This is a genomic window from Pseudoalteromonas sp. 120-MNA-CIBAN-0494 (genome assembly GCF_040308885.1).
Taxonomy (GTDB): domain Bacteria; phylum Pseudomonadota; class Gammaproteobacteria; order Enterobacterales; family Alteromonadaceae; genus Pseudoalteromonas; species Pseudoalteromonas nigrifaciens.
Window position 1 is genome coordinate 36,848 of the sequence record NZ_JBEOOE010000010.1, and the last position, 12,073, is coordinate 48,920.

A 12,073-nucleotide genomic window follows, 5' to 3' on the forward strand; every position below is an offset into this window, starting at 1 on the left:
CTTTGACAAATAACGATATTTTACGCCGCATTCGCTACACTTTTAATTTAACCGACACCGCTATGGTAAATGTTTTTGCTGCAGCTGAGCATACGGTTACTACAGAGCAAGTAATTGCTTGGTTAACTAAAGAAGGCGAAGAAGCTTACACTGAAATAAGTGATACAGAGTTTGCAACTTTTTTAAATGGTTTTATTAATACGCAACGTGGTAAGCGCGAAGGCGAGCAACCTGCTCCTGAGAGCAAGTTAAATAACAATATTATTTTTATGAAGCTGCGTATTGCTTTAAATATGAAAGCGGAAGATGTGATTGCGACGCTGGCACTCGTTGACTTTAATTTGAGTAAGCATGAGCTAAGCGCGTTTTCTCGTAAAGTAGATAACAAGCACTACCGCGTATGTAACAACCAGGTACTTCGTTTATTTTTAACGGGTGTACAACAGCAGGTTCGTCCACAAAGCACTGCTGAGTAAGCAAGGTAAAGCCATTACTCTTTCAAAACGCTAAAACAGCCCTTGTTTTAGCGTTTTGTTGTTTTTAAGTTAAATATATTTCAACTTGTTGCACGCCTACTTTAAAATTGTTCAATACCGCTTAATAAACTAGCAATTGAATGAGATCATTTAAATATCAAGTAATTACCTCCTTTGTTAGCTGTATGTTTGGTTTTAGTAACCGTGCACTGTATTTTTATATCGTTAAAGTGAATAAAAATTCGGCTAGTCGCTGTTTTATTTTTACACAACAGTAAAATAATTCAACTTGAATGACGTGCAACACCACTCTTTCTAATGGTAAGGTGTATGAAAATTATGATTTTAAAATAGATTTATATTCAAAAAACAAACTCAATCATACTTACCCGAATTCTCAAATTTTAAAAATAGCTTACACGGAAGAATAATTATGAATTATATACATAGTACGATAGCTCAATTAAAGCAAACTAGCCCCGCGCAAAGTGAGTTTTATCAAGCTGTTGAAGAAGTACTAGAATCTTTAGAACCTCTTTTTGCAAAAACTACAAATTATCAAAAAGAAGCCATTATAGAAAGAATGGTAGAGCCAGAGCGTCAACTAATGTTTCGTGTACCTTGGGTTGACGACGAAGGTAATATTCAAGTAAATAAAGGCTATCGCATTGAATTTAGCTCTACCTTGGGCCCATATAAGGGGGGCTTGCGTTTTCACCCGAGTGTTAATGCCAGTATTATTAAGTTTTTGGGTTTTGAGCAAGTGTTTAAAAACTCATTAACCGGCCTACCTATTGGTGGTGGTAAAGGCGGTGCTAACTTTGATCCAAAAGGGCGCTCAGACGGTGAAATAATGCGTTTTTGCCAATCATTTATGAACGAGTTATACCGCCACATTGGCCCAACTACCGACGTACCTGCAGGGGATATTGGTGTTGGCGCACGCGAAATTGGTTATTTGTTTGGCCAGTACAAGCGTTTAACAGGGCGTTACGATGGTGTGTTAACCGGTAAAAGCCTAATGTGGGGTGGCTCGTTAGTTCGTAAAGAAGCAACTGGCTACGGCGCAGTGTACTTTGCAAACTACATGCTACAAAACCGCGATGATAGCCTAGCTGGAAAACGTTGTTTAATTTCGGGCTCGGGTAATGTTGCTATTTATGCGATGGAAAAGCTGTATCAATTAAATGCAAAACCAATTACCTGTAGTGACTCTCGCGGTACACTATTTCATGACGCGGGTATAGACTTAACGCTTATTAAAGAGTTAAAAGAGCAGCAACGTGGCTGTTTAAGCAAATATAAAGAAAGCTACCCAGAAGCTACTTATATTGCTCGCGCAGATTACCCAGAAGATGGGCATGCAGTGTGGCGTTTTAAAGCCGATGCTGCGTTCCCGTGTGCCACTCAAAATGAGTTAACTCAAGGCGATGCAAAAGCGCTACTAAGCAATGGCTGTATTTTGGTGAGTGAAGGTGCAAACATGCCTTCGACCAAAGACGCGATTGACTGCTTTATTAAAGCCAAAATAGCTTACGGCCCAGGTAAAGCTGCTAATGCGGGCGGCGTTGCAACCAGCCAATTAGAAATGGCGCAAAATGCCAGTATGCAAAGTTGGACTTTTGAAGAGGTGGATGCAAAATTACAGCACATAATGAAAAACATTTTTAATATTGCTAACGAAACAGCGGCAGAATTTGGCCAACCTACTAACCTGTTACTTGGCGCTAATATTGCTGGTTTTCGCCGTGTTGCCGATGCAATGATAGAGCAAGGCGTAGTTTAACTAAAATAGTTTAAAGCAATTGCAGCTTATTGCTGTGAGAGCCTGTACTTAAAAACACCCCATAAATTTAGCTATTTATGGGGTGTTTTATTTAAATAACCGCTTAAGTTAGTTATAACGCTATAAAGCCAAGCTATAACAGCGTAGGATCAGGCTACTTTCGAATGAAAATAGGTTTGCACTTCGCGGTGCATTAACATAAAAAATTATGCAACTAACTGCAAAAGCATCACTTCCTAACGCATTACTTATCTCTATTAGTACACCTCACTTTAAAGGCGATGAAGCAATTGAGTCGCTTGCAGAATTGGCACGCCTAGTTACCACTCTTGGCTTTAAAGTAGTTGGTACACAATCACAAAAGCAAAGTTCTACCCAAAAAGTAAATGTACTGGGTTCAGGTAAACTGGCTGAAATAGCGCACCTTACTGGTAATAAAGGTTCTGCTGCAGATGAGAAAGAGGGTGAGAATTTTCTTGATGACGATCCATTATCCGACATGCCATCAGAAATTCCATCAGACGGTTTAGATTTTGCTTGTGCCGATGTTGTCGTGTTTGACTGCGATTTAACGCCTTCTCAACTACGTAATGTGGAAAACCAGTTAGGTGTGGAAGTATTTGACCGCACCGGCATAATTATTGAAATATTTAGCCGCCATGCGCGTACTAAAACAGCAAAATTACAGGTTGAAATTGCTCGCCTTAACTATGTAGCGCCGCGTCTGCGTGAAACGTCTACCGGCGATAAAGAACGCCAAATGGGTAAGGGCGCAGGGGAGACAACGCTTGAGCTTAACCGTCGTAAAGTACGCGACCAATTAGCTGAGTTAAAGCGTGAACTGGTAAATGTTCAAGATGTAATGATGGACAGACGAGAACAGCGCTCAGAGCTATTTTCAGTGGCTTTAATTGGTTATACCAATGCGGGTAAATCGTCGATGATGCGCGCAATTACGGGCAGTGATGTAGAGGGCGAAAACAAACTTTTTGCTACTCTGGACACCACAGTTCGTGCTTTGTATCCAATAACGCAACCACGGATATTAGTATCAGATACAGTTGGTTTTATTAAAAAACTACCGCATGATTTAGTTGCTTCATTTCATTCAACTTTAGCCGAAGCACATGATGCGTCGCTGTTGTTATATGTAGTTGATGCATCGGATGCGTCTTTTCGCTCACAACTTGATGTAGTGCATAATGTATTGGCAGAAGTGGGTGTTCAAGGCAGTAAAAAGTTATTAGTACTGAACAAATCAGACCAACTTAGCGATGCGCAACAACAAGCATTAATGGCTGAATTTCCTGATGCTATGATGACATCAACACGTAACCCTGCTGATATAGCTAAACTGCATAAGTACATTGTTGATACTGCACAAAGCGACATGATTGAAGAAGAGGTTATTATTCCTTACACCGCCAAAGGTATAGTGGGTGAAATTCGCTCGACCATGAGTGTCATTAAAGAAGAATATGAATATAGCCATATTAAGCTCACAGTACGCTCCAATGCGATTGACTTAGAAAGGCTAAAAAAGCGTATGCTTGAGATAAGTTTATTATCCGGAGCTCAGGTTAGTTAGTGCACGTTTGCTATAATAATAGCGCAGCCTGTTTTAGGCTGCGCTTTGTTAAAGTTGATAATTATGAAAATGCTTTTTCTGCTAACTCTTCTTGCATTTGTTCGCGCATTTTAAACTTTTGCAGTTTACCGGTTACCGTCATAGGGTAATTTTCAACAAAACGAATATGGCGAGGCACTTTAAAGTAAGCCAATTTGTCTTTTAAAAATAACCGTATTTGCTCTTCATCTAAAACCGCATCTTCTTTTGGTTGGATCCAGGCGCATACTTCTTCACCGTATTTTTCGTCGCTAATACCAAATATAGCGGCATCTTGAACACCTGGGTAGGTATAAAGCACTTCTTCTATTTCGCGGGGATAAATATTTTCTCCGCCGCGAATTATCATGTCTTTAATGCGGCCAACAATACTAACAAAGCCCTCACTGTCCATTACCCCTAAGTCGCCAGAATGCAGCCAACCATCTTGATCTATAGTCGCTTTGGTTTTTTCTTCATCGTTCCAGTAGCAGCGCATAATACCTGCACCGCGACTACATACCTCACCCGATTGCCCTACGGGTTGAATATTACCTAGCTCGTCAATTATTTTAACTTCGGTATGCGCTAATGCACGGCCTACTGTGGTTACTTGGCGCTCAATAGATGAGTCGGTTTCAGTAATATTATTAATAGGGCTGCATTCAGTTTGGCCATATGCAATAACTACTTCGTGCATATTCATTAAAGTTTGTACTTTGCGCATTACTTGCTCTGGGCAGGTAGAGCCGGCCATTACACCAGTGCGTAATGTACTTAAGTCGTAATCATTAAAGTTACTTAATTCAAGCTCACTAATAAACATGGTCGGTACACCATGCAGTGCTGTACAGCCCTCATTTTGTACTACTTCGAGAGTTGTTTTCGGATCAAATGCATCCCCAGGATAAACTGCTGTAGCCCCTTTGCTCATAGACACTAAACTGCCAAGTACCATACCAAAGCAATGATAAAGTGGCACAGGTATGCATATTTTATCTTTATTGGTAATGTGCATGGCTTCACCAACAAATAACGCATTATTTAAAATGTTTTTGTGGGTAAGCGTTGCCCCTTTGGGGTTGCCAGTGGTGCCAGACGTAAATTGAATATTGATATCTTGATTACAATTAAGAGTTGCGGCGACTGAATCTAACTGCTGTTTATGTTCTTGAGTTGCAAGTGCGGTTACTTCAGCGAATGAAAACATGCCAGGGCTTGCTTCATCACCAATTCTAATTACGTTTTTAAGCGTGGGAAGAGCAGCGGCATTAAGCTGACCTTTTTCGCACTCTGCTAGCTCTGGCGCCAAACTTTGTAGCATTTGCAGGTAGTTGCTGCCTTTAAATTCGGAAGCAGTAATTAAGGTGGTGCACTCAACGCTGTTTAAAGCGTACTGCAATTCGCTGGGGCGATAAGCTGGGTTTACACAGACCATAATTGCGCCAATTTTAGCGGTGGCGAACTGAGTTAAACACCATTGGATGTTATTTGGTGACCAAATACCTACTCTTTCTCCAGGCTTAATACCCAGTGCAAGTAAACCCATTGCTAATTGATTAACTTGATGCTGAAATTCTTTATAGCTCAAGCGAATGTTTTGATGGTGCACAACCACGGCTAATGCGTCGGGGGTATTGTCGACAATGCTATCGAAGTAGTCACCTATGGTTTGTTTGGTTAATGGGGTACTTTGTATTCCTTTAAAATAACTCTGCAATAGCGGCATAGGGTTTATTTTTTCTATTTCTTTAACCGCTTTTGTTGTTACATTCATGTCATTCTCCGTATCAGTAGATATGAATTGCTTGAATGATAAATAAACATATATTGTCGACAAAGGGAAGGGGGGTAGACTAATGTCTTAGGTTTGTTGCTGAAAATGAAATAAGCAAAAATAAAGCAAAAAAAAACGCGCCTTACACTGTAAGTACGCGCTTTTAGCAACGACTAAATGAGGTTACATTTCGTCGCTGCGGTAAGTTTTTTTCATAATATAAACGTAAGCGTTTACAAAAGCATTTTCTTGATACTTTTTAAGACCGGTATCCTCAAAATCAATGGGGATAGGGTTGCGCTTAACTTGCTCTTTAATTTCGGTTGTTGTAAATAATTTTACATCAAGGTTTTCGATTAGCTGAATCGCGGTTTCCATTTTAAAACCATTAGCACTACCAGCAAATTTACCTTTTGGAGCACGTTGACGTATTGCAACAGAATCAATTTGGTAATCTTGCATTAGCTTGGCAAAATCAAACTGAAACTTACGCATTACTTCTGTGTCGTTACCGTTACCTAAGGTAAAGCGTGTTTGGCGCACGTCGCGAATATCAAATACGTCATTATCTTTACTTAAAATACAAAGTAGTACATCACTACCGGTAATATCTACACCACATGTTCTCATTACTATTCTCTAATATAACTTAATTACCCAGTATTATACGCAACATCCATTAAATTGCGAGAGTAAGCACTTAAGTCAGTTGTAAATTTAACGGCGATTAGATTTATTATATTGATGCAATAAAATCTGCGCCGAAACATTATTAATTTAGCCTTTATAACAAAATAGCAGGTGTTTTAGCCGCTTTAAACTTGTAATTAGTAGCGTTGCACGCGACAATATCTTTTTTGTAGTTGAGCAGACTCAGCATCTACATTAGCCAAATTTGGCGAAAAATAGTCAATGCTTATTCGTAAGAGCGTTGTCGAGTCATTCTCATTTAATTAATTTAAAAAATACACGTGATACATTGTAGGTGTCACCACTGTAGCAAGGATTTATAATGCCAGTTATTACTCTCCCTGACGGAAGTCAACGTAGTTTTGAAAACCCAGTAAGTACGCTAGATGTTGCCAACGATATTGGCCCAGGACTCGCTAAAGCGACCATTGCTGGCCGTGTTAATGGCGAGCGTGTTGATGCATGTGACCTAATAAGTGAAGATTCGCGCCTTGAAATCATCACCGCAAAAGACGACGACGGCTTAGAAATTATTCGTCACTCGTGTGCACACTTAATTGGGCATGCGGTTAAACAGCTTTTCCCAGATGCAAAAATGGCAATTGGTCCTACTATTGATAACGGCTTTTATTACGATATTGATATGGAACAGTCGTTATCTCAAGATGATCTTGACGCGATTGAAAAGCGTATGTTGCAACTTGCTAAAACAAACTACGATGTAGTTAAAAAAACCGTAAGCTGGCAAGAAGCACGCGATGTATTTGCAGCGCGTGGTGAAACATACAAAATAGAAATTTTGGATGAAAATATCGCTAAAGATGACCGTCCAGGGTTATATCATCACGAAGAATATGTAGACATGTGTCGTGGCCCTCACGTACCTAACATGAAATTTTGCCAAAACTTCAAAATAATGAAAGTAGCGGGTGCATATTGGCGTGGTGATTCAGAAAACAAAATGCTACAACGCATTTACGGCACAGCGTGGGGCGATAAAAAGCAACTTAAAGCGTATTTAAAACGCCTTGAAGAAGCTGAAAAGCGTGATCACCGCCGTATTGGTAAAGCACTTGATTTATGGCATTGGCAAGAAGAAGCGCCAGGTATGGTATTTTGGCACAACGATGGTTGGAGCATTTACCGTGAGCTTGAAGATTTTGTGCGTGAAAAGCTACGTGAATACGATTACGAAGAAGTAAAAGGTCCAATGATGATGGATCGTTCGTTATGGGAAAAATCAGGTCATTGGGAAAAATATGCAGATGCTATGTTTACCACAGTATCTGAAAAGCGCGAATACGCGATTAAACCAATGAACTGCCCAGGTCACGTACAAATATTTAATCAAGGTTTAAAATCGTACCGCGATTTACCACTACGTATGGCTGAGTTTGGTTGTTGTCATCGTAACGAGCCATCGGGTGCACTACATGGCTTAATGCGTGTACGTGGCTTTACCCAAGATGATGCGCACATTTTCTGTACCGAAGAGCAGATAATGGACGAAGTTTCAGCGTGTATTAAGATGGTTTATGATACATATGAAACATTCGGTTTTGAAAAAATCGTGGTTAAGCTCTCAACACGTCCAGAGCAACGTATTGGTGAAGACCATATGTGGGATAAAGCAGAGCTGGCATTAGCCGAAGCACTTAAACTAAACGAGATTGAATTTGATTACCTACCAGGTGAAGGCGCATTTTACGGCCCTAAAATTGAATTTACTTTGTACGATTGTTTAGACAGAGCGTGGCAATGTGGTACAGTGCAACTAGACTTTGCATTACCGGGTCGTTTAGGCGCAACTTATGTTGCTGAAAATAACGAACGCCGCACCCCAGTTATGATACATCGTGCTATTTTAGGTTCTATTGAACGCTTTATTGGTATTTTAACTGAAGAATACGCTGGTTTATTCCCTACGTGGCTTGCGCCAAAGCAAGTGGTAATTATGAATATTACCGATAAACAAGCCGATTATGTTAAAGTAGTTGTACAAAAATTAAATAAACTTGGAATTAGAGCCACTGCTGACTTGAGAAATGAGAAGATTGGCTTTAAAATCCGAGAGCATACACTTAAGCGTATTCCTTACTTACTTGTTGTTGGCGATAAAGAAGTTGAACAACAAGAAGTAGCAGTACGTACCCGCACAGGTGAAGACCTTGGCAAATTTAATGTTGATGACTTTGTAGCTAAAATTAGCGAAGAGATAAAAAGTCGACAATAAAAAATCGAGCGTGTAAGGCATTTACAAACAGCCAATTACACGCTTACTATTATTGATATTCTTGGAGGAACGTACTATTAGAGGCGGCAAGAAAGGGCAACAAACAGCCCAAAAAAATCGTATTAACGAAGAAATTACAGCTCAAGAAGTTCGCTTAATTGACATTGACGGCGAGCAAGCTGGAATTCAGTCATTAAAAGACGCGCAAACTATGGCTGATGCAGCGGGTGTTGATCTTGTAGAGATTAGCCCGAACGCTGAGCCGCCTGTTTGTAGAATCATGGACTACGGTAAGTTCATCTTTGAAAAAAGCAAAGAACTAAAAGAGCAGAAGAAGAAGCAAAAGCAAATCCAGATAAAAGAAATCAAATTCCGTCCTGGTACGGATGAAGGTGATTATCAGGTTAAGCTGCGCAACTTACGTAAGTTCTTAGAAGCTGGCGATAAAGCTAAAATTACGATTCGCTTCCGTGGTCGTGAAATGGCTCACCAAGAAATTGGTATAGAATTATTAAACCGTATCAAAGGCGATTTGGAGGAGCTTGCAGTTGTTGAGTCTTTCCCTAATCGCGTTGAAGGTCGCCAAATGGTTATGATGATGGCGCCTGTTGCTAAAAAATAATTTTTAAGCGATAATACGCACCGAAAATAGCTCAGGTCTGCAAGTAATATGTAAATATTCACCTGAGTTAACCGGTTTTAAAGTAAGATTGCAGCATTTATGCTGGGTTTTCACCGGAACATGGCAGTAAGTTAGGCCTGAAAGTGGAGCTATAGCAATATATCTCACGCCTGCTTACTAATTTAAATGCAATACAATTTGGAGTTATTGCAATGGCTTATAAGCTAAAAAGTCACAGAGGCGCAGCTAAGCGTTTCAAAAAGACTGCTTCTGGCGGTTTCAAGCGTAAACAAGCGCATCTTCGTCATATTCTGACTAAGAAAACTTCTAAGCGTAAGTTACACCTACGTCCTAAGATGATGGTTCATAAAAATGACCATGGTCTAGTTTCACGTATGTTACCGTTCGCTTAATAGGGGTTTTTAGAAATGGCAAGAGTTAAACGCGGCGTTGTCGCACGTGCACGTCACAAAAAAGTTTTAAAACAAGCAAAAGGTTATTACGGAGCACGTTCACGTGTTTACCGTGTAGCTTTCCAGGCTGTTACTAAAGCGGGTCAATACGCTTACCGTGACCGTCGTGCGAAGAAACGTACTTTCCGTCAATTATGGATTGCACGTATCAATGCTGCTTCACGTCAAAATGGTCTGTCTTACAGCCGTTTTATCAGTGGTCTTAAAAAGACATCTGTAGAAATCGATCGTAAGATCCTTGCAGATATCGCTGTTTATGACCAAGTTGCATTCGCAGCGCTTGTTGAAAAAGCAAAAGAAGGCCTAGCGGCCGCTTAAGCTTTTTTATATAAGTATTAAAAAGGAGCCTATGGCTCCTTTTTTTGTGTTCGGCGTATAGTAATTATTCCGCAGTTTGCTTTTATCATTAGTATAAACTGCATAGTATATTGAATTTTAGTAAATTTATTGCTCCCCTTAATAATTCGCTAAACACAAACAAAGTGCTAAATGTTATTGGCTGCTTTTTTTTGTTGAATCACCGCACTTTCATCATATAAAAATGTTTAATTGATATAATTTATTTAATTAAGGCGTTTGTTAGAGAATTTTATGTTTGCAAGTTTATTGGTTTTATCAGCTAGTGTGGCGTATGACAGCCATTTACCTCCTTTGTTGCCATGGCAAGGGCAAAGCATATCCCTAATGCAAAAAGCAGGTCCACTGACCACTGACTTTGAACTATCCTCTGGTGAAGCGTCACCAAGTTATGCCGAGACGATGGCTTTTGTAGACAGACTGGTTGCTGCGAATCCAACGCAATTTAAAGCTCAAACAATTGGTTACAGCAATAGCCAACGGGCTATAAAAATGTTGATTGCCAGTGAGCAAGGGTATTTTCAAGCCAGTCAAATAGCAAACGATACTAAACCAACCATTTTTGTTCAAGCCGGTATTCATGGCGGAGAAATTGACGGTAAAGATGCCATGTTTATGTTGCTCAGAGATATAGCAACAGGTAAGCGCCGCGATATATTAAAAAACGTTAATATTTTATTTATTCCTATTTTAAACGTAGATGGCCACGAGCGCAGTAGCGCATTTAATCGTATTAATCAGCGCGGTCCGGTAAAAATGGGCTTTAGAACCAATGGCAATAATCTAAATTTAAATCGTGATTTTACTAAACTCGATACACCAGAAATTAAAAGTGTTTTAAAAGTAATTAACGACTACAACCCTAATTTGTATATTGATGTACATGTAACCGACGGTGCAGATTATCAATACGATGTAACCTATGGCTACAATCCGGTGTTTGCTAGTGAGTCGCCGGCGGTATCAGATACACTCAATCAACTTTTTAAACCTTTAATAGATGAAAAGCTGGTATCGCAAGGACATATACCAGGACCACTGGTATTTGTTATGGACAAGCGCGAGTTTAAAAGTGGCCTAGCGGGTTGGGTGGCTACGCCAAGATACTCTAACGGCTGGGGAGACTTAAAGTCATTACCGACCATTCTCGTTGAAAACCATTCATTAAAACCCTATAAACAACGAGTTTTGGGGACGTATGTGTTTTTAGATGGCGCAATAAGTGCGCTTGCTGAGCATAGTAATGAATTATTAGCTGCGGTAAAAAAAGAGCAAGCATTTATTCCTAAGCAACTTAGTGTTAAGCGCGGCTATGCTGAGCAAGCAAACGAAATAGAATTTAAAGGCATAAGTTACGCGCGAGAACAAAATGCACTTTCTGGACAAGTAGAAGTTAAATATTTAGGTAATAAGCAAGACTACACTAATCTTCCTATTTATTGGCAAAAAGAGGTGCTGCATACAGTTGAAGTACCTAAAGCATTCTTTATTCCGCCAGTGTATAGCGACCTTGTAGCAAAACTTAAATTGCATGGTGTGGAGTTTACTCAGCTTGAGGGGGTAAATACTCAACCATTAAAAGTAGCGAAAGTAAAAGATTACACTTTTGATAAAGCCCCCTTTGAAGGGCGATTTAGAGTCTCGGCAAACTTTGATTATGTTGCTGCAATTAATGTTGATTTAAATGGCTGGTATCAAGTGAACACGCAGCAAAAAGCAGGCGAGTTGGCGGTGCATTTATTACACCCCGAAGCGCCTGACTCATTTTTTGCGTGGGGCGAATTTAATACTATTTTTCAGCGTACTGAGTACATGGAAAACTATGCATTAATTCCTTATGCCCGCCAAATGCTCAAAAATAATCCTAAATTAGCGCTCGCGTTCGATAAAAAGATTAATGACGATAAGGTATTTGCCAAAGATGCCGATGCGCGCTTAAATTGGTTATATGAGCAGAGCCCATTTTACGATCAAGCTTATTTAAAATATCCAATATTAATGTCTTTTGAAGAAGACATTGTACTTGCTGAGCAAAAAGATAAAGAAATTTAAG

Annotated in this window: 10 protein-coding genes; 8 read left to right on the plus strand and 2 right to left on the minus strand. The window is 39.8% G+C overall.

Annotated elements, in window-relative coordinates:
• The first annotated feature begins 2 nt into the window (after positions 1-2).
• The 3 genes from AAEY55_RS08580 to hflX all read left to right on the plus strand — a co-directional run bounded on the left by AAEY55_RS08580 (position 3) and on the right by hflX (position 3,850).
• Positions 3-476 (plus strand): DUF1456 family protein, encoded by a 474-nt coding sequence (locus AAEY55_RS08580; RefSeq protein ID WP_089368223.1) that lies wholly within the window; start codon positions 3-5, stop codon positions 474-476.
• A gap of 433 nt (positions 477-909) precedes the next feature.
• Positions 910-2,262: an NADP-specific glutamate dehydrogenase gene (gene gdhA, locus AAEY55_RS08585; RefSeq protein WP_011328073.1), complete on the plus strand. Its 1,353-nt coding sequence runs from the start codon at positions 910-912 to the stop codon at positions 2,260-2,262.
• 208 nt (positions 2,263-2,470) lie between these two features.
• Positions 2,471-3,850 (plus strand): GTPase HflX, encoded by a 1,380-nt coding sequence (hflX, locus tag AAEY55_RS08590; protein ID WP_350550852.1) that lies wholly within the window; start codon positions 2,471-2,473, stop codon positions 3,848-3,850.
• Positions 3,851-3,911: 61 nt separating this feature from the next.
• Here the strand turns inward: hflX and AAEY55_RS08595 are convergent, their stop codons facing one another.
• Together AAEY55_RS08595 and AAEY55_RS08600 are read right to left on the minus strand one after the other, a co-directional pair.
• The gene (locus AAEY55_RS08595; RefSeq protein ID WP_179806595.1) at positions 3,912-5,645 is read right to left on the minus strand and encodes an AMP-binding protein; all 1,734 of its coding nucleotides are present in this window, start codon (positions 5,643-5,645) and stop codon (positions 3,912-3,914) included.
• A gap of 183 nt (positions 5,646-5,828) precedes the next feature.
• Positions 5,829-6,275, minus strand: a complete 447-nt coding sequence (locus tag AAEY55_RS08600) for a DUF3010 family protein (RefSeq protein WP_011328076.1) — start codon at positions 6,273-6,275, stop codon at positions 5,829-5,831.
• Between the two features lie 382 nt (positions 6,276-6,657).
• Here AAEY55_RS08600 and thrS point away from each other — a divergent pair, with 382 nt between their 5' ends.
• The 5 genes from thrS (at position 6,658) to AAEY55_RS08625 (ending at position 12,072) form a co-directional block, all read left to right on the plus strand.
• On the plus strand, positions 6,658-8,568 hold the full coding sequence (gene thrS / locus AAEY55_RS08605) for a threonine--tRNA ligase (protein ID WP_179806594.1): 1,911 nt from the start codon (positions 6,658-6,660) through the stop codon (positions 8,566-8,568).
• A 61-nt stretch (positions 8,569-8,629) separates the two neighbouring features.
• Positions 8,630-9,190 (plus strand): translation initiation factor IF-3, encoded by a 561-nt coding sequence (gene infC / locus AAEY55_RS08610; protein ID WP_080516827.1) that lies wholly within the window; start codon positions 8,630-8,632, stop codon positions 9,188-9,190.
• A gap of 212 nt (positions 9,191-9,402) precedes the next feature.
• A complete protein-coding gene (rpmI, locus tag AAEY55_RS08615) occupies positions 9,403-9,603 on the plus strand; it encodes a 50S ribosomal protein L35 (protein WP_004587840.1) in 201 nt (66 codons plus the stop codon).
• Between the two features lie 15 nt (positions 9,604-9,618).
• Positions 9,619-9,981 (plus strand): 50S ribosomal protein L20, encoded by a 363-nt coding sequence (gene rplT / locus AAEY55_RS08620; RefSeq protein WP_011328079.1) that lies wholly within the window; start codon positions 9,619-9,621, stop codon positions 9,979-9,981.
• 273 nt (positions 9,982-10,254) lie between these two features.
• Entirely contained in the window at positions 10,255-12,072 is a 1,818-nt protein-coding gene (locus tag AAEY55_RS08625) for a M14 family metallopeptidase (RefSeq protein ID WP_011328080.1), read from the plus strand.
• Position 12,073 lies beyond the last annotated feature (1 nt).

Excerpts from the sequence above, each read along its gene's own strand:
- gdhA (WP_011328073.1), top strand. The coding sequence starts at position 910 with ATGAATTATATACATAGTACGATAGCTCAATTAAAGCAAACTAGCCCC.
- hflX (WP_350550852.1), top strand. The coding sequence starts at position 2,471 with ATGCAACTAACTGCAAAAGCATCACTTCCTAACGCATTACTTATCTCT.
- AAEY55_RS08595 (WP_179806595.1), bottom strand. The coding sequence starts at position 5,645 with ATGAATGTAACAACAAAAGCGGTTAAAGAAATAGAAAAAATAAACCCT.
- AAEY55_RS08600 (WP_011328076.1), bottom strand. The coding sequence starts at position 6,275 with ATGAGAACATGTGGTGTAGATATTACCGGTAGTGATGTACTACTTTGT.
- thrS (WP_179806594.1), top strand. The coding sequence starts at position 6,658 with ATGCCAGTTATTACTCTCCCTGACGGAAGTCAACGTAGTTTTGAAAAC.
- rpmI (WP_004587840.1), top strand. The coding sequence starts at position 9,403 with ATGGCTTATAAGCTAAAAAGTCACAGAGGCGCAGCTAAGCGTTTCAAA.
- rplT (WP_011328079.1), top strand. The coding sequence starts at position 9,619 with ATGGCAAGAGTTAAACGCGGCGTTGTCGCACGTGCACGTCACAAAAAA.
- AAEY55_RS08625 (WP_011328080.1), top strand. The coding sequence starts at position 10,255 with ATGTTTGCAAGTTTATTGGTTTTATCAGCTAGTGTGGCGTATGACAGC.